Genomic DNA, 22,394 nt, shown 5'->3' on the forward strand with positions numbered 1-22,394 from the left:
CCGCCATCGCTTGCCAACCCGACGACCTGCACACCAGCTATCGTTTAAGGGCGCGCCGTGTCGGGCGGGTCCGGCGGGCGTGAGACTTCCTCTCCCAGAAGACCTGGCAGGATATCCCGCGCGTCCGGCCCAAGAGGCTGCGTATCCGCCCTGCCCCACGTCAATCCCGCGTAAGTGACGCTCGTGAGCAAGCCGCCGCCGGCCGTGGACCGCAAGGGCGCCGACAACAAAGCGGCGGTGACTTCCGTGCGCCGATAAAGCGCGCGGCCACCGGCTTCGACAATCTCCAACCGCCGCGCGCCTACAGTGTCGAGCCAGGGATTCCAGGGCCCCTGAAAAATGTCCGCGCCCGTCTTGACGTTACGGACTGAAATCACCGCTGCCGCATCCTCGATACGTCCGGCATCGCGCACCAGACATTCCCCGGCCGAAACGCGCGCCTCGACGCGCTGCTTGACGCCCTTAGGCCCTGTGTCGCGCCACGCCAGATGTTCTCTGGGCCAAACGATCAGGCTGCGCGGCAAATTGGGCTTCGGGCATTGATCACGGCGCTCGATGCGATAGCTGGCCAGATCGATCTTGCCGTCGTGAAGCCTTGCGACCGCAATGACGCGAGAAACAGCGCCATTGTAGAGCAGGCGCAGGCAGAGCGCTTCGCAATAAGGCTCCTCACCTCGGCGGCCGCCATGGGCGGATTTCGGAACTTCGACCGCGACGATTGCAGGCAGCTTGATGATAACAGGAGGCTGCACATCCGTGGCTTGCAGTTGCGCGATCTCTTGTTCGCGCGGCGCGTTGACCAAAGCAGGTACCGTGAACGCAAAGACGAGTATGACTCCAACGGGCACGATGTTCGCTATCCAGCGAACTCGCGAGCTGCCTGAATCAAATCCGGCGACCATCCCGAGCTTCAGGACGAGCCATTTCAAGCCCCACCCGACGAGGAGATAGACAAATAGGGAGGGCGCAATCCCAAGAAAGAAGCCCGGCAGGCCGCCCCAGCAGCCAGCCGAACACCGCCGCGGCCGGATACGCCAGGACGATGAGCGCCGCCACGCCGGTGCAGCCTAGAAAGCGCAGGAAACGGGAGTGCGCCAAACCGCAATCCTTCGGTGCAATTTCGAGCGAGCCTAAGACACTTAGACGGCGTTCGTTAAGACCAGGCTAAACCGAAAGTTGCGATTTGGGCCAGTAACCGTAGTAACCGTAGGATGGGTGGAGCGAAGCGATACCCATCAAACCTCGGCCCGCAAGAGATGATGGGTATCGCTTCGCTCCACCCATCCTACACGCCGGCCCTATTCCCGCACTGGAATCCATATCTCCAGCCCTCCATTGCCCGTGGCAGGATCGAAATTCTCGTCGTACCGCTCAAAACTCGGCGCGTCGGCGGCCTTCATGCCTGAAATCGGCAGCCAGTGATTCCAGATCGTGTTGACGGTGCGGCGGATGGTCGAGATGTGCTCGGCGTGGGTGAAGACTGCGTATTTCTGTTCGGGAATCCGCACGCGGGCGAACTCGCGCGGCAGGTCGGAGAAGTCGGCGACCTCGACGCCGGCGATGTAGTCGAAATTGCCGGAATCGTCGCCGTTGCAGCAGACGCCGTAGGCGACGTTGCCGATCCGCGCGGGAATGCCGTCGACTTTCTGGTGAAACCGCTCCCACTGGTTCGGAATACCTGCACCGGCATTTTCATGCGTGCAACGTTCGCCAATGCCGGCGACGAGCAACGGCTTGGAGGTTTCGAAACGCGGGGGCTTGAGATTGTCGAGCAGGGTTGAATCCATGACGATGGGCTCCTGAAGCTTGAGACGATCGAGGCACGTTGCGGCGCGAACCGCCTCGGGCGTGACGCCGAAATGGTCGCGGAACGCGCGGGTGAAGGCTTCGTGAGAGCTGTAGTCCGCATCCAGCGCGAGGTTGAGGATGTCGGGCGCGCCGGCCGCGAGCGCCTGCGCGGCCTTGGTCAGCCTGCGGGCACGCACATAGCGCATGACGGAAAACCCGGTGGCGGCGGCAAACGCCCGCACCAGATGGAAGCGCGAGACGCCGGCAACGCCGGCGATCTCGTCAAGCGTCAGCGGCTTGGCGAGATGGCTTTCGATGTACCAGAGCGCTTTCTGGGCCGGATTCATGACTGACAGCCTTCATGCGAAGCGTCCGCATTATGATCTGATGCCACGCGCTTCATTTGACAGTCCTTGCTCTCCGTTCCTGCCGCTGACAATGTATCGGAGCGCGATTGGAGGGAACCATGCTGATCACCAACGTCCGGGCGCACCATATCCGCATTCCCTATGACGCGGGGGTGGCGAGCTTCAAGCAAGGCGCTTCTTCCATCTCGGCGCTGGAAATCGTCATGATCGAGGTCTCCACCGACGCCGGCATCACCGGCTGGGGCGATGCCTTTGCCTATGTCAGCCCGCGAACTACCTGCACCGCCATCGAGGAGATGATTGCGCCGCAGGCGCAGGGCCTCGAGGTTCCCGACGCGGCTGATATTCCCGCCTTCATGGAACAGATCCAGCGCAACCTGCATCTGTTCGGCCGCTATGGCATCACCATGTTCGCGATCTCCGCACTCGATATCGCGCTGTGGGACCTTGCCGCCAAAGCTAAGGGCGTGCCGTTGCATCGGCTGATCGGCGTGGCGAAACGCACGCGGATTCCCGCCTACGCGAGCCTGCTGCGGATCGGCAAACCCGAATTGATCGCAAGCGAATGCGAGACCGCGCTGCGGCAGGGTTACAAGGCGATCAAGTTGCATGAGACCACAACGCCTGCGGTATTTGCCGCGCGGCAAGCGATCGGCGCCGGCACTCCGCTGATGGTCGACCTGAACTGTCCGCTGGATGGCGAGGCCGCGATCGCGTTCGCGCATTCCTGCCGCGACGCCGCGCCGATGTTCCTCGAGGAGCCGGTCTGGCCGCCGGAAGATTTCGCAACGCTCGCCGAAGTGCGAGCCAAGGGCGGGCTCAACATTGCAGCCGGTGAGAATGCCTGCACCGTTCATCAGTTCAGGCAGATGATGAAGGCAGGCGCGGTAAGCCATGCGCAACCCTCCGTCATCAAGGTTGGCGGCATCTCCGAATATCTCAGGGTTGTCGCATTGGCCGACGAGCTCGGCGTCAGGCTCGCGCCGCATTCGCCGTATTTCGGGCCGGGCTTTCTGGCGACGCTGCAGTTGATGTCGCTGCGCGACGACGCAAGCTTCGTCGAGGCGTTCTACATGAAGCGCCCCGCATGCCTGTGGCGCGGCCGCATCGACGTCGATACTAACGGCGATGTCGAGGTCCCCCAAGGGCCCGGCCTTGGCTATGAACCGGACAAGGCCGTCATGGAGCAATACCGGGTGTCGTGACGGGACGGCTGCTACTTCGTGCCGTCCTTGGCCGGCGCCGCATCCTTCGCAGCCGGCGCAGTTGGCTTCTTCGCGTCCTCCGCAGCCTTCTTCTGCTCCGCCTGCATGTCGCTCACGACCTTCTGCAAACCGACGACTGCGCCCTTCAGCGCCTCGATCTGCCGGTTGGCGGCGTCGATCTTCTGCTGATGGTCGGTGGTGAGCTTGGTGATCGTCTTCTGCAGGAAGTCGACATTGCTCTGCAGGCAAGAGGTGCGCCGCTCCATCGTCTTTTCGACGGTGCAGATCTCGATGCCGGGAACGTCCTGCGCATGAACGGTCGCCGGCAGTGACACCATCAGCAGCGCGAAAGCGACGAAGGTGATCCTGGCCATCGGAGCAATCATCTAAATCCTCGTTCCAAAAGCATCCAGCGCACGGGGAACGTCCATCACGGCAATTTGCACGAAGCAGACCCCCTTCCCCAGTGATACCATACTGATACCTCATTCAGGCGTTGTGCTTCACCTCGTTAACGGTGGATGGATTTTGCCGCGAGCCTCAAACGGCCGCGGCAGTGGAGATTAATTGTATGGCAACGCGTGAAAAGCGGCTGGCGCAGTTCGACGGCAATGGAGCTCCGCCGCCGGACCAGCCGGTGGAAGTTCTTTGCGAGGATCACAGCGGAACCTATCAACTGCCCTTCGCCTGCCGCTGGATCGATGGCCAATGGCGCAATGACAGAACCGGCGGCATGGTCGAGGCCACGGTGGTCGGCTGGCGGCTGCCGCGCTCCAGCGCGATGTGAGCCTTGATGTGAGCCTTGGCGCAACCTAAAAAGGCCGCGCATTGTGCCGGAATGCGACGGGAACGCACGGGATGTTAACGTTCGGAACGCGGGTGGAACGAACCGCGCCCGAATCACTGATTTAGCGCCGTACTCCCTTGTTCACGGCTAGATGTCGGCCGCCATCCCAGATGGCGTACAACATAGAGCATGACAGCAATCGGCCGCAGCCAGCGACCGAGGACAAGAGTTAATTCCTCCCGGGATGACATGGCAGTCACCTCCAGGGGGTCGGCGGCGGCACCTTGTCGACGGCCGGCGGCACGTCGACCGTCTTGAAATCGGCCGGGCTGACGATCTCGAGGTACTCCATGTCCTCCGAGTAGTCGTACAGGTAATGCGTGATGCCGGGCCACTGGTGGACGACGTCGCCGGCCTGTACCAGGGTCGACTTGTCCTCATACATGAAGCGCGCCCAGCCCTTGGTCATGATCACGATCTGGAATTCGCATTCGTGCTTGTGCCAGCCGGTGCCCTCCTCGGGCGGCAGATCGGGGTTGGCCTTGACCAGATGGCAGATCACCTGCCCGCCCGTAGCGTCGGCGATGCCGAGATCCCGATACAGGAAGAAGTCGCGCAGACCCCCGCCCTTGAATTCGGTATCGCCGGGTTTGACGTGAGAGAATTTGCCGACGACAGCCTGCTTGTTCATTGAAGCCTCCACGGTTCGCGTTGCGAGATCGCGACCGGGCGAAGGAGCGTCCAAATTTTCGGCAGCGTCGCAGCGTCGCGTTCACGGCTGCATGTTGCTATGCGAAATCCACGCCAGTCGCGCTGCAGTGCGGCGGTGGCGCCGACATCCATGCACCGAACCATTTGGCCGCAAGCAGGAATCCAGTTTCGGCGGCCCCCAAAAAACGGCCAGGGAAACGACGAAGGGACCGGCCGCGCAACCACGGCTGGCACCGGCTTGAGCAAAGCCTGCCCGTTGCCTGAGCCCTTCGAACGGGCAACGTCGCGCCAGGCCTGCCTAATATTCGACCTCGAGCTCCTCGATGTCGGCAGGCTCGGCCTTGGCGGCCTCGATCCATTCCTGCATCTCGGGCATCGCCATGATGGTACTGGCGTAGGCCGCAAGGGCGGGTTCGAGCTTCACGTCGTAGGTCATGAAACGGGTGACAACGGGTGCGTACATCGCATCCGCCATGGAGCGCTCACCGAACAGGAACGGCCCGCCGGACTCGGCGAGGCATTCGCGCCAGATGGTGCAGACCCGGTCGATATCGGCCTGCGCGCGCGACCAGATCTTGAAGCCCGGGAAATGGCCCTTCAGGTTGACCGGCAGCGAGGCACGCAGCGTCGTGAAGCCGGAATGGATTTCGCCGCAGATCGAGCGGCAATGCGCGCGCCGGATGCGGTCGGCGGGCAACAGGCCGGCGTCCGGCATGACCTCGTTGAGATATTCCCCGATCGCCAGCGTATCCCAGACGGTGGCCCCGTCATGACGCAGGCACGGAACCAGGATCGACGACGACAGCAGCAGGATTTCCGCCCGCGCCGACGCGTCGTCGGGAGCGGTGACAACCTCCTCGAACTCAAGCCCTGAGAATTTCATCAACAGCCAGCCGCGCAGTGACCAGGACGAATAATTCTTGCTGCTGATAGTCAGTGTGGTCTTCGCCATATGGCCTTTCCCTCGAACCCGCAAACGCCCCGCCCGGGCATCAGCGACCGGCCGTGCCGATGCGACGCCGCCCAATGCCTGTGCGCAGGCCTTTTACGCAGCAAGCCACGTGCCAGTTTTAGAGGCGGTGAGCCCGGCTCTGGCGTCGATATTGCATGGCCCCATGGGACAGGGGCGGATGTGAATGATGTCAATGATGTACCAAGCGTATCAGAATCACATGGACCTGACGTCGCCATGGCGGACCGGGGCGGCGGCGGGGCTGAAATATCTCAATCTGGTGCCGCAGGGCGTCTCCGACAGATTGTTCGGCCGGCTCGCCGCTTCGCTCGAACTGATCTCGCGCTCCTCCCTGACCTATGCGCGGCCGGCCTACGGCATCGACACGGTGCTGGTCGGCAACCAGGAACTGGAGGTCATCGAGGAGGTCGCCTACGCGACCCCGTTCGGCTCGCTGCTGCACTTCAAGAAGGAGAATGCGCCGGAGCAGCCGCGGCTGCTGCTGGTGGCGCCGATGTCCGGCCATTTCGCCACCCTGTTGCGCGGCACCGTGAAGACGCTGCTGCAGGATCACGACGTCTACATCACCGACTGGCATAACCCACGTGACATTCCGCTTCATGCCGGCCGTTTCGGGCTGGAGGATTACACCGACCACCTGATCACCTTCCTCGACAAGATCGGTCCGCGCGCGCACATGGTGGCGATCTGCCAGCCGTCGGTCTCGGCGCTGGCCGCTGCCGCCGTCATGTCGGAAGACAACCATCCCGCACGCCCGGCCACGCTAACCCTGATGGCCGGGCCGATCGACACGCGGATCCTGCCGACCAAGGTCAACGCGTTCGCCATGAGCAAGCCGATCAACTGGTTCGAAAAGAACCTGATCAATTACGTGCCGGTGCAGTGCAAGGGCGCGTTCCGCAAGGTCTATCCCGGCTTCGTGCAGCTCACCGCCTTCGTGTCGATGAATCTGGAACGGCATATCAAGCAGCATATCGACCTCGCCAATCACCTGGCCAAGGGTGAGAAGGAGAAGGCGGCACTCATCAAGACCTTCTACGACGAATATTTCGCCGTGATGGACCTTTCAGCGGAATTCTACATCGAGACCGTGCGCGACGTGTTTCAGGAGCATCTGTTGCCGCAGGGCAAACTGATGCATCGCGGCCGGCCGGTGAACCCGGCCTCGATCAGGCGCATGGGCCTGATGACGGTGGAAGGCGAGAAGGACGACATCTGCTCGATCGGGCAGACCTTGGCGGCGCAGGACCTCTGCACCGGCGTGCGCGCCTATCGCAAGGTGCACCACATGCAGGCCGGCGTCGGCCATTACGGCGTATTCTCCGGCAAGCGCTGGAACAACGAAATCTATCCGCTGCTGCGGGATTTCGTGCACGTGAATTCGTGAGGGTTTCTTGCGCCGCTCTCTCCCCGTCATTGCGAGCGAAGCGAAGCAATCCATGATCTCCGCGCATACTGACAGATGGATTGCTTCGCTTCGCTCGCAATGACGAGGCGGCGGCTCTAGCCGCTCCTCTCTTCGCGCGCTAACATCCTCCGAAGGCCGACCGCTCAAGAGTCGTCCGGGGAGAAACCATCATGCGTCTTTCAATCAATTTCCGCACCTTCGCACTCGCCATTCTCAGCGTATTCCTGCTGACCGTCACGGCCGGCGCCGCCGAGGTTCGCGTGATGATCTCGGGCGGGCTGTCGGCCGCCTACAAGGCGCTGGTTCCTGAATTCGAGCGTGCCACGGGCCACAAGGTGCTGACCGCCTACGGGCCGTCGATGGGCACGACGACCAACGCCATTCCGGTGCGGCTGGAACGCGGCGAGCCAGCGGACGTCCTGATCATGGTCGGCTATGCGCTCGACGATCTCGCCAGGAAGGGAAAGGCGATCGCCGACAGCAAGGTCGATCTCGTCAAATCGCCGATCGGCGTCGCCGTGAAATCGGGCACGCCGAAGCCGGACATCAGCACGCCCGATGCGCTCAAGCGCGCGCTGCTGGCGGTGAAGACCGTCGCCTATTCCGACAGCGCCAGCGGCGTCTATGTCTCGACCGAGATGTTCGGCAAGCTCGGCATCGCCGACGTAATGAAGGACAAGGCCAGGAAGATTCCGGCCACGCCTGTCGGCGAGATCGTCGCGCGCGGCGACGCCGAGATCGGCTTCCAGCAGATGAGCGAATTGAAGCCGGTGGAAGGCATCGACATCGTCGGTCCCTTGCCGGAAGAGTTGCAGAAGATCACGGTGTTTTCCGCAAGCATCGCCACCGTCTCCAAGGAGCCCGACGCCGGCAAGGCGCTGATCAAGTTCCTCGCCTCGCCCGCCGCGCGCCCGGAGATCGTCAAGAGCGGTATGGATCCGATCACGGCGGGGACGACGAACTAAGACTCTGCGTTCCCCGGATGCTGCGCAGCGCGCCGCACTTGCGGCGTGGTGCGCTGCTGATCCGGGGCCCAGGAGTCTGGGTCCCGGCTCTGCGGAGCAGCGTTGCACGCTGCACCGCGTCCGGGACACGAAGATATCGCTACGTCGAAAGTACTACCGGTGCATCCCATGCTGCATCGCCAGCAGCACGATCACGGCCAGCGCCAGCACAACCGTCGTACTTTTCCAGAACAACAGCGGATTGCGCTCGATCAGCGGCGTCGATGACGTCGAGAGATAGTTCGCATTGGGGTGACGCAGGTCGAACAAAAATTCCGAAAAACTGTCATAGCGCTTGTAGGGATTGGGATGCACGGCCTTCTCGAGCGTGCCGTCGATCCATTGCGGCACCTCGCGGTCGCCATGCGAGGCCGGACGGTAGACCAGCCTGTTGAACTGCGATCGCGTTCGCGCGTTTGCGATCTGCGCGCCGTAGGGCAGTTTTCCCGTCAGCATCTGATAGGTGATGACACCGAGTGAGAACAGGTCGGAACGCGACGTCGCCGGCTCGCCGAGAAAATATTCGGGCGCGGTGTATTGCTGCGTGCCGAGAATGTCGTTGCGGTTACCGGAGGGCTCGGCCTCGACGACGCCGGTGATCCTGGTCGAACCGAAATCGATGATCTTCACCGTTCCCGTGGCATCGATCATGATGTTGTCGGGCCTGATGTCCTGGTGCAGCATCTCCTTGCGGTGGAAGGCGCGCAGCCCCTTGGCGATCTGCTCGACGATACCGCGCACGGTTTCCAGGTTGGGTTTTGGATTGTCGATCATCCATTGCGTCAGCGTCTGGCCGTCGATGTATTCGGTCGCCACATACAGGAAATTTCGCTTCCGCTGCAGCAGGCAGGGTTTCAGCACATGCGGGCTGTCGATCCGCCGCGCCACCCACTCCTCCATCATGAACCGCTTCAGGTAGGCCGGATCGTCGCGCAGATCGATCGACGGAATTTTGATGGTGACAACCGCATCGGTTTCGATGTCGACAGCAAGATAGATGTGACTGCGGCTGGAGCCGTGCAGCTCGCGGACGATCCGGTAGCCATCGAACACCGCCCGCGCCTCGAGCAGCGGCGGCAGCGGCAGTTCATGCGGCTGCGCGAACACTTCGCTTGCGGCGCCGTCAGGCACCTCGTCGACGCGGACGATCTGGACGGTGAGATTGTCCTTGCTGCCAGCGTCAAAAGCCTGGTCGACAATCGCCTTGGCGGCCGCGTCGAGATCAGCGCCGCCTTCGTTCACCGCCTTTGCAATCCGGCGTGCGCTAAGATGCTCGTAGATGCCGTCGGTCGCCAGCACAAAAACGTCGCCCGGCTCGAGCCGCAGCATCTGGTAGTCGATCTCGATTTGCGGATTTACCCCAAGCGCCCGGCCGAGATAGCTCTGCTGCGAGGAGATGACGATGCGGTGGTCGTTGGTGAGCTGCTCCAGCGTGTTGCCGGAGAGACGATAGATGCGGGAATCGCCGATGTGAAAGAGATGCGCCGTGGTCGACTTGATGACCATGGCGGAGAGCGTACAGACGTAACCGCGGTCCTTGTCATAGGCATACTGGCTGCGCGTCTGCGAATGCAGCCAGGAATTGGTCGCCTCCAGCACGCGCTGCGCCGAGGTGCGCACCGACCAGGATTCCGAGGTGCAGTAATAGTCGGTCAAAAACCCCTTGACCGCCGATTCCGCGGCGACCCGGCTGACCTTGCTCGTGCTGATGCCGTCGGCCAGCACGATGGAAATGCCCTTGAGGCTGAGCAGCGGCTCGTCCGGTATCAGGACGCCATGGAAATCCTGGTTGGTTTCCTTAGCGCCCTTATCGGAAAATTGTCCGACCGATATTTTCAGCTCACGCGGCATTCCCGGCTTTCACGACAATGGGCCTCTCCCCTTGCGAGGAGAGGCCCATCCTCATCTTAAGATCAAGCGGCAATGCGCGAGGACGGCCGCGAAGATGCCGCAGCCGACGCGCTGCGCGACGGGCCGGTCTTGATGTGGGTGGCGTACAGCGTCAGCCCGGTGAAGGCGAGACCGCCGACGAGGTTACCGACGACGGTCGGGATCTCGTTCCAGAAAATATAATCCCACCAGGTGAACTTGCCGCCGAGCAAAAGGCCGGACGGGAACAGGAACATGTTCACGATGGAATGCTCGAAGGTCATGAAGAAGAACAGCATGATCGGCATCCACATCGCGATCACCTTGCCGCTGACGTGCGTGGAAATCATCGCGCCGACGACGCCGGCGGAAACCATCCAATTGCAGAGCATGCCGCGGACGAACAGCGTGAGCATGCCGGCCGCGCCATGATTGGCATAGCCGACGGTGCGGCTCTCGCCGATCGTGCCGATCACCTGGCCGACCTTGTCCGGTGGCTGCGACCAGCCGAAGGTGAACACGATCGCCATCATCACGGCGACCGTGAAGGCGCCGGCGAAGTTGCCGATGAAGACGAGGCCCCAGTTGCGCAGCACGCCGCCGAGCGTGACGCCCGGGCGCTTGTCGATCAGTGCCAGCGGACACAGAACGAACACGCCGGTGAGCAGGTCGAAGCCGAGCAGATACAGCATGCAGAAGCCGACCGGGAACAGCGCGGCGCCGACGATCGGCACGCCGGTCTGCACGTTGATGGTGATCGCAAACGCCGCGGCAAGCGCGAGGATCGCTCCGGCCATGTAGGCGCGGATGACCGTATCGCGCGTCGACATGAAGATTTTGGATTCTCCGGCGTCGACCATCTTGGTCACGAATTCCGAAGGCGCGAGATAGGCCATTCCAGTTCCCCTTTCGAGACAACGTTGAAGCACGCCGGATGCTGCGCAGCCGTGCACCGATTAAGTGAAAATCTTGCCGTCCTCGTGCGCGACAAATCCCGCGCCGCTTTTGAACGGCACAGAACGACGCAGGTCACGCCGATCAGGAACTGAGGATGCGCGAGCTATCGTGAGATGGTCCCGAAGACTGCTCGAAGCGCCTCACGCGAGGCCGCTTGATCCCAACGCCTTCGGCCAACGCTGGCCTTGGCAATCCGAAAGGACGGCAGTCGTCATTGACTGAGACAGTATTAAGCAATCGATGTGCCAACTGGAAATCGGGCCGTAGGCTCAAAAAAGCGCGTAATTATACGTGGTTATGGGCCTATCGCGGGATGTTCGGATTGGGACCGATGCCTTGTATTTGTGCAGTTGCACAGATGTTGCGCCTGCGGCGCAGCCCGCGCCATCAGTCATTCCGGGGCACGCACGGCGTGGGCCGGAATCGATTTCGGTACGTTTGAGGCTCAATGGATTCGGGCTCGATGCTTTGCATCGCCCCGGAATGACGCAAGGACTATCCTCAGATCTCGACGGTTAGCCCCCTCAAGGACTGGAAGGTACAACGATGAGAGACAAGATCCGCCTGACCGACAAGCTCGCCACGTTCGATGAGCATTGGTCGCCAAGAACGGTTGCGCAACTCAATGACTATGACGTCATGGTCGTGAAGGTGAAGGACGAGTTCGTCTGGCACAAACACGATGACACCGATGATTTTTTTCTCGTCCTGAAGGGAATTCTCGACATCCAGTTGCGCGACCGAACAATCACGATCGGCCCCGGCGAAATATACATCGTGCCAAAGGGCGTCGAGCATCGCCCAGTCGCCCGTGAGGAAGTACACCTATTGCTCATCGAACCTGCCGGAACGCCAAAATACCGGCGATGCCAATACGGCGGCGCCACGCAAGACTGCATAGCGCATCCCGTCTCCTTGTGGCTTCGCGACTTATGCGCTGCCGCGCAAGCTTGATCGCTCACGGGGCAAAGCGGAGATCAACCGGCCGATAGTCCCGGCTGAATCAGCCGAAGATAACGCAAGGCGGACCTCCGCGATTGCCCGATCCGAAGAAATTGCCTTGCAACCAAAATGAACAGCCAAATCAGCGGCTGAGTTTCGCGAGCTTTCGACCGAGCCACGCACCAATGGATGTCATAATCAGCAAAGCGCCTAGGATGACGATGACGGTGATTGGATCGAATGCATTTGGCTGTCTGATCCACCACCCATAGGTTATCAAAGTACCGATTGCACTCACCAAAAAGCAGGCCATTAAGCTGTAATCTCTTCGCTTCACAAACATTCCGATTGCTAGGCCAAACGAGAGCCCCGGAATTGCTGCGACCAAAAGTGCGCCGACGCCGAACGCTAGAAAAATGATAGCTACGCCAGCATCCGTCATAGCGCACCTCAATCCAAATTTGGCATCACTCGCCTAGGCGTAGTAAAACTGATTTAAGATTTGTTAAGCTGTCGCTATTGGCCCTTCGCGACATATTGCGCCGCCGCGCAAGCTTGGGTCGTTCGCGGGGCAGCGCGGACATTAACCGGCCGATAGTTCTGGCTGAATCGGTTATTGTCCACATCAGGGGCGCAGACGAACGCAGTCTGGTTCAATCCAGATGGAGTGCATGTAATTCTTATCGCCGACGATTTCGCCCACGTGCAACTCCAGAAGCCCATTGTCGATGCCCGCAACAGGAAAGACGCGACCTGCACAAGCTTCGAACAACGCCTGAGTGCCCATTCCGGACGGCAGCGATGCCGGCACCGCTACGATTTCAACTCGATCCCCGATCTTCATGTCACACCATTCAGCAGCATCAGCTAGCAGATCTTTTCATATCAGGAGATCAATCTACGGAAGGCGGTTGTACCGGCCACGTCTTTCCATGGACATTGCAGAGGACGATGGTCATCCCCTCATGACCCTGCCTGTCAGCCGTAAAATGTCGTCTGTCAATTTCGATTTGGCTCATGAATTTGACTTCGAAATCCCGCCACTCGTCATGCCATGCGCGGAGAAGCAGCGGCCGGCCGCGCTCATCCCGCTCCTCGTATCCAACCGAATAGGGTTCAACGCTGTACCGTTCGCCTCGATGCGTGAACGACACCATTGCCCGCGCTGCTATGGCTTGACGGAGTAATCCCGTGCTCATGTCCGGTTACACATCATTAGTGATCTCCGCCCCCGCCAGAACTATCGTGATGGTCGCCGCTGTGTTGGGCGCTCCCGCTACCGTCGCTTGATCCAGTCTCGGAATGAAAGAAGCCCCAGCGCTGCGCATCTATGACCATGGACGTGTAAAGTGCTCTAACCGCGCCGTATTCAGGGTCGGTAGGTCTGAGGTCATCAAGCCTCTTCCTCAGCTCGGCCAGATGTTTCAGCCTTGCTCGCTTATTGAAGAGCCAATAGATGCCGAGGCCCACCGCGAGAAGGGCAACAACGCCGAACGCGATGCCGGTGATCGCTGCAGGACGCGTCAAGATGTCCATTGTGGTTCGCCTTAAGGTGGTAGCGGCCACCTTATTAGTCGAAAGTGATTAAGGCTTGGCTGACCAATTCCGAAAATGTTTGCCTCTCTCGGCAAGCTCTGATTGTATGACCGAAGGAACTAAGGGTTGGATTGATGCGCATTGTCGGTACTGTTTTGGTAATCGCTTTTGTTTGGCTTCAATGTACTGACGTCGTTGCAGCAAGAAAACAAACACTGCCTGCTGATTACGTGGCGGAGCTTGTGCGAAGGTTGAACATAAGCAAAGTCTACCCATACCGGGCAAATACCGATTGCCGGGTACGAACGGCTTTAGTCAGATTTAATTTTGACAAGGATGGAGCATTGACTTTCGTTCGCGTCGTCAAGAGCAGCGGACTGCCCGATTTTGACAGAGCGGCAGTCATGACTGTTCAACGCGCTCAGCCATTTCCTCCTCGACCCGCAGGAGTTTCAAAGACTAGCTTCGGTCTACCGCTCGTGTTAAATCCCCTTCATCGCGAGGATGGGATCCCCAGCACTTGCCAGTTGCGCCAAGCTCAATCGCGCAATTAGGACGTGGTGCGAACTGAGTAAGACGCGCCCCGCATAATTAAGCGTTGTCCGCTAGTGGCCCTTCGCCACATAATTGCGCCGCCGCGCAAGTTTGGTCCCGCGCAGGACAAAGCAGACATGATCCTCGTCGCGTCACGCCAGCAAGTTTATAGGCACGCGGCCTATTTCGTCTGTGTCCGTACCGGCCGATCCTTCAGGCCGTTATTGTCATAGGCCTTGCGCAACGTACCGTTGGCGATCGCCTCGGTCAGAAACTTCTCGGCAAACGCCAGCGACTGCGGACGATTGGGCGGTACTGCCACCGCCGTCACGGTCTGCTTGAAGGTTTCGTCCAGCACGCGGGTGCCCGGAATCTGTTTTGCCATGGCGTTGAGCTGGTCGCGCGACAGCGCGAACGCGTCGATCTCGCCGCCTTTGAGCAGGCCGAAGATCTCGTCGTAGGTCTGGTAGCCCGTGACCTTGGCATTCTTCAGATGCACGATCGCGCCGCGCATCGTGGTTGTGTTGTTGACCGCGGCGACCTTGATCCCGGGCTGATCGAGCGCCTGGAAATTCGTGACCTGTGAACCTGGCTTGACGATGTAGGTCGCGTCCGCGACCTCATAGATCGGCCCGAACGACATCCTGCCCTCACGCTCCGGATCTTTCGGCAGGAAGGTGATGTCCCAGGTGCCCTTCGACGCCGCATCGACAATCTGCCCGGAATTGTTGTGTGCGACATACTCGACGGGGACGCCGAGCTGTGCCGCCATCTCACGGCCGAGATCGACCGGCACGCCGGCATAACCGGTTTCCGTCCTGGTCGACCAGAACGCGCCACCGGCCGGACTGATCGCAATCGCCACCCGCAGCTTGCCGGTTGGTGCGATCTCGTCCTTCAGGGCATCGGCGGCCGCGGGCGTCGTCATCATCACTGTTAATCCCAGCAAGAGGCCGGCCATTCCCGGCGAGGGTTGATTGAACATCGGGTGCTCCTTCCCCAGCCGGCGGCTGGCGTCGCCCTCACCCTTTCACGGATGATCAGCGCTTCTTTTTCTTTGCTGCAGCGGGACCCTTTGGTGCCGCTGCAGCCGGCGTTGCCGGATCGGCCGTTTCAAACTTTCCGATCACAATGATCTGGACGCGCGCATTGGCGAGCGAAGCCGGGCGATTGACATCCTGCAATTGTTCCTCGCCAAGACCAAGGGCCTGAAGCCGTTTCGGCGACACCTTGAAGGTGTTCACCAGGACATCCCGGACCGATTCCGCGCGCCGCTGGCTCAGGATCAGATTATGGTCGCGCCGGCCGGCGGATTCAACGTGATCGACGATCAGATAGCGGTAGGGCCGCAATTTCGGATCGGTCAATGCATCGGCGATGCTGCCGATCGTCTGGTAGGAGGCCGGCCGGATCAAGGAGGAGTCCTGGTCGAACACGACGTCGAAACGGATTTGCGGCAATTTCGTCAGTTGGGGCGCGATCGGCGGCCGCTTCTGCGGCTGGGCATCCGCTCTCGCCTTGATGCGGTCGGCAGCCTGCTGGCGCAAGGCAGCCAGATCGATATCCGACTCTGCCTCAACGGCAAGCTTCTCGATGATATCTGCGCTCGACGTGGCCGTTTGCGCCCGCCCGGCCGCCATCGGCAAGGCAAACAGCGCCAAGGCGCCCAGCAACAGACCAATGCCGCGCAGCTTATTCCCCCAAGGCATCAGCGATACCCCGCTGCGCTGATCGCCTTGTTGCAGTTCGGGGTCGCCTTCTTGGTGGACTCCAACAGGCATTGCAGGCCCTTGACGGGATCCTGCCGAACCTCGCCGCACAGCTTGTTCAATTCCCAATTGCAAAGTTTTACAAGCGAGGTGCGCGCGGTAATGCGCTGCTGGATGGCGCCGAGGGCCTGGGGATAATCGGCCTTGCACTTCGCCGACACCACGTCCTGATTGCGGCCCAGGCACTCCTTCAGGCGTGTCGCGTCGAGATTGACGCCGCGGCAGTTGTCATCGATGTCCTTGCCGCAGCTCGCGGCCAGCATGGCCGCGGCCTCCTCGAATTTCATGGTCTGCGCCGCCGCAAGCGAGGGCACCGATATCGCAATGATGCAAAGGAAAAGCCGGATTCGGGTCATGCCCTCACCTCACACAAGGAGGGTAGCGATGGTCAAGTGTTCTGTTGATATGGCTGCGTTACCCCTGAGCTATTGCACCGCAGCAAATCGTCGCGGGTAGCCCAGGCGCGCACGCCCCGATATGCAATCCCCCCATGCCTTGGCCGCCTGCACCATGACAGGGTGATGACGCCATGAGTTCGACAGCCGCGTTTCTGGTTTCCTTTGCCTACGGCGCTGTCTGTGCCGCCGGCACCTTGATTTCCTGCGGCAGGATGAGCGCCGCCACGATCACCAGCAGGCAGAGCGCGCCGAACGTCTGCAGCATGGTGACGAAGCCGCCCTGCTCGTAGAGCCACGCAACGAGGCCAACGGACGCACCGGCCGCGGTAAAGCCGATGAAGTAGCGCACCGAGTAAGCGCGCGAGCGCCATTCCTCGCTGGTGTATTTGCCGACCATGGCATCATTGACGGTGACCTGGCCGAACGCGCCCATCACGATGCCGATGGAGGCGATGATCAGCGGCAGGTTCGACAGCGTCGCCGCGAAATACAGGAACGGCGCCAGCAAAAATGACAGCGGCAGCATCACGGTCTTCAGCGAATAGCGGTCGATCAGCTTGCCGATCGTGTATTGCGTCATCGCACCAAACACATAGACGCCCGCCGCGATCAGGCCGAGCAGCGCCGGGCTGTTGGTGACATCGGCCAGCCGCTCCGCAAACAATTTTGGCAGCGCCACGGTGATCGCATTGAAGGTGGTCGAGATCGCCAACACGACGATCAGCAGCGACAGGAATACCCGCCACATGTCCTGCTTGGCCACCCGCGCCTGCGCCGCCGCCTGCCTCGTGCCGCTTCGGTCCTCGTGCACCACCATCAGCGCAAAGGCCATGCCGATCAGCATGGTGACGACGCCGGGGACGATGAAGGCCCAGCGCCAGCCGAGATATTGCCCGATCACGCCGGTGACCAGCGCCGAGGACGCCACACCGAGATTACCCCAGACGCCGTTCAGGCCCATCTCGCGGCCGAGCTTGTCGGCATAGGACACGATCATCGCGGTGCCGACGGGATGATAGATCGAGGCGAACAGGCCGATCGCCAGCAGCGCCGCGCCAAGCTGCAACGGCGTCTGCACGAAGCCGACCGCGACCATCGACGCGCCGATGCCTGAGAAGAAGATCACCATCATATGGCGGCGGCTCCAGCGGTCGCCGAGCCAGCCGGTGATCAGCGAACCCGCGCCGAACGCGACGAAGCCCGGGGTGGCGTAAGGCAGCAGTTCCGAATAGGCCATGCCGAGCGCCGGGCCCATGATGATGACGGCCGCGGCGAAAATCAGCATCGCATAATGGTCGATGAAGTGGGCGGCGTTGACGAAAGTGATCACCCGGCTGGGGCTGTTCATGGTCGATTCCCGAATCCCGCAATTTTCCGAAATAGGTTATACGGGGATGTCCTGACGGGATGTCGCCAATGAATATCGCCGAAAAGCCAATTGCCGCCATTATCGGGCGCCGTATCTCGACCGGCGACGGCATCCACATGGTTGCCAACAGCTACCGGAAGGGTGTCCGGCTCGATACCCACATGCACCGCGAGGCGCAGCTCGTCTATGCGGCGAAGGGGACGATGCAGGTGACGACGCCGAAAGGCCGCTGGCTGGTGCCGCCGGACCGCGCGGTGTGGGTGCCTGCGCTATCGGAACATGCGATCGACGTGCTCGCCGATATCGAGATGCGGACGCTCTATTTCGAGCTCGACTGGCTGCAGCGCGAAGCGCGCAGCCACAGCCTGGAGGCGGAATTCGTGGTGCGGGTGTCGCCGCTCCTGCACCAGACCATTCTCGCATTGTTCGACGATCGCGGCGACCGGGAACGAACCGCGCTTCTGCTGCGGCTGGCGATGATGGAATTAGACCAGGCCGAGGATTCCGCGACCTTCATCCCGCTGCCGCATGAGCCGCGCTGCCGGCGCGCCGCCGACATCGTGCTATCCGACCCGACTGCCGACCACGAGATCGAGACGTTGGCGCGCGAAGTCGGCACCTCGGTGCGGACGCTGTCACGGCTGTTCTCGTCGGAGACGCAATTGAGCTTCAAGAGCTGGTGCCAGCGCGCCCGGATTGCTGCCGCCATCGAGAAGCTGTCGACGGACGCCGGCGTCTCGGTCAAGCAGCTTGCCTCCGATTTGGGCTATGCCAGTGTGCCCGCGTTTTCCCATGCCTTCCGGCAGGTTACCGGGAAAACGCCGACGGAATTTGCCGGGAAGGAATGAATGACTTGTCATACGCGGGCTTGACCCGCGTATCCATCATTCTTCGTGAAATGCCTTTTACAAGAAGGAGATGGATGGCCGGGTCAAGCCCGGCCATGACGATGCTTGCAGAGGCATGACATATTTCCGTACGATCCATGCGCTTGATTGTGATCGGCAGCGACCTAAATCCCGTATAGGATTCCGGCGCCCCCACTGGATTCGACCCACCATATGGCCAACGCCTTCTTCTCCGACCTTCTCGCGACGATATCAGAACGCGGCCGCACGCTGCTCCGGCGAGCCGGGCCGTCCAACGACGGCCAGGATGCGTCGGAGCTGATCGAACTTTGCACGGCGCTGCTGTCCGGCCGCGGCGAAGCGTCCGGCACCGCGATGGCGCGCGACGTGCTCGACCGCTACCACGACCTCGACGCCGCCGGCCGGCTGACCTTCTTCGAAACGCTGGCCCGCGACTTCGGCCCGGACCGCGAGAAGCTGTCGCAGGCGATCGAGAGCTGGCGCAGCCAGCCGAACGACAGTGATGCCAGCGACCTTCATTTTGCTTCCGAGCCGCAGCGGCAGGAGCTGATCCGCCGGCTCAACCGCGCGCCCGGCGGCACCAGCGAGCTGGTGGCGATGCGCGCCGACCTGCTTTCCCTGATGAAGGGCAACAAGGATCTGGCAGCGCTCGACCGCGACGTCGTGCATCTATTGTCTTCTTGGTTCAACAGGGGATTTCTCGTGCTTCGGAGGATCGACTGGTCGACGCCGGCGAATATTCTGGAACAGATCATCCGTTATGAAGCCGTGCACGAAATCCGCGACTGGAACGATTTGCGCCGCCGCATCGACCCGGTCGATCGCCGCTGCTACGCCTTCTTCCATCCCCAGCTCAACGACGAACCGCTGATCTTCGTCGAGGTCGCGCTGACCGAGACGATTCCGACCGCGATCGCGCCGCTGCTCGCCGCCGAGCGGGAGCCGGTGCCGATCGAACGCGCGCGCACCGCGGTATTCTATTCGATCTCGAATACGCAAAAAGGGCTTGGCGGCATTTCCTTCGGCAGCTTCCTGATCAAGCAGGTGGTCGAGGAATTGCGGCGCGAGTTGCCGAAGCTGGATACGTTCATCACGCTGTCGCCGGTGCCGGGCTTCATGCAATGGCTGAAACAGGCCGACGACGTGCCGGTCAGCGACGAGGAGCGGACGCTGCTGGAAAGCCTCGACAAGCCGGACTGGTTCGAGAACGCGGAACTGACCGCACAATTGCGTGCCGTGCTGGAGCCGCTGGCCGCGCATTATTTCCTCAAAGCCCGCACGCCGAAGGGCCGGCTGATCGATTCGGTAGCGCGCTTCCACATCGGCAACGGCGCGCGGCTGGAGAAGATCAACTGGCTCGGCGATCTCTCGCCGAAGGGCCTGCGCGAATCTGCAGGCGTCATGGTCAACTACCTCTACCGCCTCGAAGACATCGAGAAGAACCATGAGGCCTACGCCAACCAAGGCGACATCGCCGCGTCCAGCGCGGTGAAGAAACTGCTCAAGGCGGAAGGCCGGCGGCTGTTGGATATGCGGCTGTCGTAGCCCGACGGCGAACTTCGCCGCTCGACTCGATTGGAAATCATGTTGCAATGGCTTCCGATGGCGCCGCATCTCCCCGGCCGATAAGCCCCGCAGGGCGGATCGACGCCATCGACGTGTTGCGGGGCCTTGCCTTGCTTGGCGTTGTCGCGATCAACGTCGTCAATGAATTTCGCGTCTCGATCTTTGAACAATTTCTTTCCCCGAAGTCTCCGACATCGCCGATCGACAGCGCTATCGAAGCAATCTTGACGCTGGCCGTCGAGATGAAGGCGCTTGCACTATTTTCGCTCCTGTTCGGTGCTGGGCTTGCGATCCAGTTCGAGCGGCTTGCGAACAGTGAGCGCCGCACCTCGCTGCTCGTGCGGCGGCTCGTTGTGCTGCTGGTGTTCGGGCTGATTCACCTTTGCCTGATCTGGAACGGCGATATCCTCACCGAATATGCCCTCGCCGGCCTGATCGTCCTGCCGTTCCTGTTTGGTCCGCGCTGGCTACTGGCCGTCGCCGCGCTGGCATTTCTTGTGCTCTATCTTGCAATGCAGGCCGCTCCGCCGGATGGACTGTTTCCCAGCACAGCCACGATCACGCAGCACGTCGCGGATGCCAACCGCATCTATGCGACGGGCGGCTTCCTCGATGTGCTGGCGTTCCGGCTCCGCGAGATTCCTCTTATCGTTCCACTGCACGTCTTTGTCTTTCCGCGCACGATCGGGTTGTTTCTTTTCGGCGCGTTCGCCTGGCGCACCGGCATTCCACAAAGCCGACCCCGGCGCCTGCTGTCGATCGGCGCCCCCTGTATTGGCCTCGGCGCGGCATTGATCCTTGCCGGCGCCGACGCTCTCGGCACCATCCTGCTGGCGCTGGGTTATGGGGCGGTCATCATCGGCATCGCCCATCTCGCGAGCGGAAAGAAGCTGCTGGGCTGGGCCGCGCCGATGGGACGCATGGCATTCACCAACTACCTCGCGCAATCCCTGATCTTCGGCTGGATCTTTTATGGTTACGGTCTCGGCCTGTTCGGCCGCCTCGGCGTCGCCAACGCGCTGGCCATCGGCGTTGCCGTCTATATCGGACAGGTGTTTTTCAGCGCCTGGTGGCTGCGCCGTTACCGGTACGGTCCGGTCGAATGGCTGTGGCGCACGCTGATGTATGGTGTGCCGCAACCGATGTTGCATTCACCGATTGAGGCCGTGCGATGAGCGCCGTCGTTCCTTGTGGAGATCGAGCCTCCCTCTAAACACGATGCCCGACAAGCCGGGCATCGTGACGAGGTACGCGCGCTCTTACGCGGACACGGGCCGCAGCCGCAATAGCGTTGCGGGAAGATGGGCGGAGAGCCAGGCCGTGATGGCGCGCTCCTTGCGGTGATAGAAAAGACCGGCAGCGATAACCGCAATTCCGATCAGCGACAGCGAGAAGGGAAACAGCAGCGAGTCCTTGAAAACCTTCTCTGCGAGATGTCCGAGATAGAGACACACGCCGAACGCGCCAAACACGGCATAGGCACGCCGCATCAGGATCACGGCAATCGCCAGCAAGCCCACGTTGAACAGGCAGTAGACGGCTCTCCCCAGTTCAGTTGCGCTGTCCGAGGCAGTAATTCCGCCCCAGAAGGCCAGCAGCCCGAACAGATGCAGCCAGAAGGCAAAGTCGCCATTGCGGCTGCGATAGTCCACGGTCCAGGCCAAAGCGAGGACAAGAAATCCGAACCAGATCGACACCCTGCGCCGCATCGCGAAATCGAGATGATCCACGCCGCTGATCCATGGCGCCAGATCCATCGACATGAACCAGAGCGCGACCGCGATCAGCGCGACGATGAAGGGAAACCGGAAATAGCGCAGCGCGACAGCGCCGGCCACGACAGTCGCGATCTCCATGAAGACCCAACTGCCTTTGATCCAGACGTAGAAATCATGCACCGTCCCCGGCTTGCCGAACTTGCCCCACCAGCCAAGCGCGTCCTGGATGCCGTAGACCGCGAGCGGCGCCATCGAGACCGCGACGGCGACCAGCAATCCGCCGGGAGTGCGCAGATTCTTGCCGTGCCAGAGGTAATGCCCTGCCACGACAAATCCGATCGCATAGGCAATCGCGCAGGCCGTGAGCGCACCGCCGCCCATCTGCGAGAACGCCACGGTCGAAAACAGGCCCATGGCGCCGATCACGATCAATGCGCCGGCGTACCAGAGCAGATGCGCGGCATCGAATTTTGCCGGGCCTGCGCCGCTGGCCGGCTCTCCCGCTTCACCGCCTGACAGAAAGGCCAGCAGCCGCTCCAGATCAGTCGCACTGATCACCCCGGCGCTTGCCGCACCCCGTAAATCTCTCTCCGAATATGGCATGTGACTATCAATTCCTGCGT

The 22,394-nt window shown here is 61.4% G+C and carries 23 protein-coding genes and 1 pseudogene; 9 read left to right on the forward strand and 15 right to left on the reverse strand.

The window, feature by feature from the left end; genetic code table 11:
- Positions 1-44: 44 nt before the first annotated feature.
- Both V1279_RS26190 and V1279_RS26195 read right to left on the reverse strand, forming a co-directional pair.
- Positions 45-848, reverse strand: a complete 804-nt coding sequence (locus V1279_RS26190) for a hypothetical protein (protein WP_334441819.1) — start codon at positions 846-848, stop codon at positions 45-47.
- A gap of 450 nt (positions 849-1,298) precedes the next feature.
- Positions 1,299-2,135: an AraC family transcriptional regulator gene (locus V1279_RS26195; RefSeq protein WP_334441821.1), complete on the reverse strand. Its 837-nt coding sequence runs from the start codon at positions 2,133-2,135 to the stop codon at positions 1,299-1,301.
- 119 nt (positions 2,136-2,254) lie between these two features.
- Between V1279_RS26195 and V1279_RS26200 the strand changes: the two genes are divergently transcribed.
- Complete coding sequence (locus V1279_RS26200) at positions 2,255-3,361, forward strand: mandelate racemase/muconate lactonizing enzyme family protein (RefSeq protein ID WP_334441823.1); 1,107 nt, start codon at positions 2,255-2,257, stop codon at positions 3,359-3,361.
- An 11-nt stretch (positions 3,362-3,372) separates the two neighbouring features.
- Here the strand turns inward: V1279_RS26200 and V1279_RS26205 are convergent, their stop codons facing one another.
- Positions 3,373-3,747, reverse strand: coding sequence for a hypothetical protein (locus V1279_RS26205; RefSeq protein WP_442894817.1), 375 nt, complete (start codon positions 3,745-3,747; stop codon positions 3,373-3,375).
- A 185-nt stretch (positions 3,748-3,932) separates the two neighbouring features.
- Here V1279_RS26205 and V1279_RS26210 point away from each other — a divergent pair, with 185 nt between their 5' ends.
- On the forward strand, positions 3,933-4,148 hold the full coding sequence (locus V1279_RS26210) for a hypothetical protein (RefSeq protein ID WP_108519170.1): 216 nt from the start codon (positions 3,933-3,935) through the stop codon (positions 4,146-4,148).
- 256 nt (positions 4,149-4,404) lie between these two features.
- On the opposite strand, the gene V1279_RS26215 is transcribed toward V1279_RS26210, so the two are convergent.
- Both V1279_RS26215 and V1279_RS26220 read right to left on the reverse strand, forming a co-directional pair.
- Complete coding sequence (locus V1279_RS26215; protein ID WP_334441827.1) at positions 4,405-4,839, reverse strand: cupin domain-containing protein; 435 nt, start codon at positions 4,837-4,839, stop codon at positions 4,405-4,407.
- 318 nt (positions 4,840-5,157) lie between these two features.
- A complete protein-coding gene (locus tag V1279_RS26220) occupies positions 5,158-5,811 on the reverse strand; it encodes a glutathione S-transferase family protein (protein ID WP_334441829.1) in 654 nt (217 codons plus the stop codon).
- 184 nt (positions 5,812-5,995) lie between these two features.
- On the opposite strand from V1279_RS26220, the gene V1279_RS26225 reads away from it, so the two are divergent.
- The gene (locus V1279_RS26225; RefSeq protein WP_334441831.1) at positions 5,996-7,219 is read left to right on the forward strand and encodes a polyhydroxyalkanoate depolymerase; all 1,224 of its coding nucleotides are present in this window, start codon (positions 5,996-5,998) and stop codon (positions 7,217-7,219) included.
- Positions 7,220-7,410: 191 nt separating this feature from the next.
- A complete protein-coding gene (locus V1279_RS26230) occupies positions 7,411-8,205 on the forward strand; it encodes a substrate-binding domain-containing protein (RefSeq protein ID WP_334441833.1) in 795 nt (264 codons plus the stop codon).
- Positions 8,206-8,358: 153 nt separating this feature from the next.
- On the opposite strand, the gene V1279_RS26235 is transcribed toward V1279_RS26230, so the two are convergent.
- On the reverse strand, positions 8,359-10,095 hold the full coding sequence (locus V1279_RS26235) for a bifunctional protein-serine/threonine kinase/phosphatase (RefSeq protein WP_334441835.1): 1,737 nt from the start codon (positions 10,093-10,095) through the stop codon (positions 8,359-8,361).
- A 62-nt stretch (positions 10,096-10,157) separates the two neighbouring features.
- Entirely contained in the window at positions 10,158-11,009 is an 852-nt protein-coding gene (locus tag V1279_RS26240) for a formate/nitrite transporter family protein (RefSeq protein WP_334441837.1), read from the reverse strand.
- A 607-nt stretch (positions 11,010-11,616) separates the two neighbouring features.
- Between V1279_RS26240 and V1279_RS26245 the strand changes: the two are divergent.
- Positions 11,617-11,971 (forward strand): annotated as a pseudogene (locus V1279_RS26245) (cupin domain-containing protein).
- A gap of 183 nt (positions 11,972-12,154) precedes the next feature.
- On the opposite strand, the gene V1279_RS26250 reads toward V1279_RS26245, so the two are convergent.
- The 3 genes from V1279_RS26250 to V1279_RS26260 form a co-directional block, all read right to left on the reverse strand.
- A complete protein-coding gene (locus V1279_RS26250) occupies positions 12,155-12,454 on the reverse strand; it encodes a hypothetical protein (protein ID WP_334441839.1) in 300 nt (99 codons plus the stop codon).
- A gap of 183 nt (positions 12,455-12,637) precedes the next feature.
- Positions 12,638-12,856, reverse strand: a complete 219-nt coding sequence (locus V1279_RS26255; protein WP_334441841.1) for a hypothetical protein — start codon at positions 12,854-12,856, stop codon at positions 12,638-12,640.
- A 371-nt stretch (positions 12,857-13,227) separates the two neighbouring features.
- Positions 13,228-13,548, reverse strand: coding sequence for a hypothetical protein (locus tag V1279_RS26260; RefSeq protein WP_334441843.1), 321 nt, complete (start codon positions 13,546-13,548; stop codon positions 13,228-13,230).
- A 134-nt stretch (positions 13,549-13,682) separates the two neighbouring features.
- On the opposite strand from V1279_RS26260, the gene V1279_RS37990 reads away from it, so the two are divergent.
- The gene (locus V1279_RS37990; protein WP_442894818.1) at positions 13,683-14,102 is read left to right on the forward strand and encodes an energy transducer TonB family protein; all 420 of its coding nucleotides are present in this window, start codon (positions 13,683-13,685) and stop codon (positions 14,100-14,102) included.
- A gap of 161 nt (positions 14,103-14,263) precedes the next feature.
- On the opposite strand, the gene V1279_RS26265 is transcribed toward V1279_RS37990, so the two are convergent.
- The 4 genes from V1279_RS26265 to V1279_RS26280 form a co-directional block, all read right to left on the reverse strand.
- Positions 14,264-15,010: a transporter substrate-binding domain-containing protein gene (locus V1279_RS26265; RefSeq protein ID WP_334446577.1), complete on the reverse strand. Its 747-nt coding sequence runs from the start codon at positions 15,008-15,010 to the stop codon at positions 14,264-14,266.
- Positions 15,011-15,122: 112 nt separating this feature from the next.
- Positions 15,123-15,791 (reverse strand): OmpA family protein, encoded by a 669-nt coding sequence (locus V1279_RS26270; protein WP_334441845.1) that lies wholly within the window; start codon positions 15,789-15,791, stop codon positions 15,123-15,125.
- A complete protein-coding gene (locus tag V1279_RS26275; RefSeq protein WP_334441847.1) occupies positions 15,791-16,207 on the reverse strand; it encodes a hypothetical protein in 417 nt (138 codons plus the stop codon). Before V1279_RS26275 ends, V1279_RS26270 begins: the two co-directional genes overlap by 1 nt.
- A gap of 208 nt (positions 16,208-16,415) precedes the next feature.
- Positions 16,416-17,597, reverse strand: a complete 1,182-nt coding sequence (locus V1279_RS26280) for an MFS transporter (protein WP_334441850.1) — start codon at positions 17,595-17,597, stop codon at positions 16,416-16,418.
- A 68-nt stretch (positions 17,598-17,665) separates the two neighbouring features.
- Between V1279_RS26280 and V1279_RS26285 the strand changes: the two genes are divergently transcribed.
- The 3 genes from V1279_RS26285 to V1279_RS26295 all read left to right on the forward strand — a co-directional run bounded on the left by V1279_RS26285 (position 17,666) and on the right by V1279_RS26295 (position 21,228).
- Complete coding sequence (locus V1279_RS26285; RefSeq protein WP_334441853.1) at positions 17,666-18,466, forward strand: AraC family transcriptional regulator; 801 nt, start codon at positions 17,666-17,668, stop codon at positions 18,464-18,466.
- Positions 18,467-18,679: 213 nt separating this feature from the next.
- Positions 18,680-20,032 carry a malonyl-CoA decarboxylase gene (locus tag V1279_RS26290; protein WP_334441856.1) on the forward strand — a complete coding sequence of 451 codons (1,353 nt, stop codon included), beginning with the start codon at positions 18,680-18,682 and terminating at the stop codon, positions 20,030-20,032.
- A 47-nt stretch (positions 20,033-20,079) separates the two neighbouring features.
- On the forward strand, positions 20,080-21,228 hold the full coding sequence (locus V1279_RS26295) for a DUF418 domain-containing protein (RefSeq protein ID WP_334441859.1): 1,149 nt from the start codon (positions 20,080-20,082) through the stop codon (positions 21,226-21,228).
- Between the two features lie 84 nt (positions 21,229-21,312).
- On the opposite strand, the gene V1279_RS26300 is transcribed toward V1279_RS26295, so the two are convergent.
- Positions 21,313-22,374, reverse strand: a complete 1,062-nt coding sequence (locus V1279_RS26300; protein ID WP_334441861.1) for a hypothetical protein — start codon at positions 22,372-22,374, stop codon at positions 21,313-21,315.
- Positions 22,375-22,394: the final 20 nt, after the last annotated feature.

This window comes from Bradyrhizobium sp. AZCC 1610 (genome assembly GCF_036924515.1).
Classification (GTDB): Bacteria; Pseudomonadota; Alphaproteobacteria; order Rhizobiales; family Xanthobacteraceae; genus Bradyrhizobium.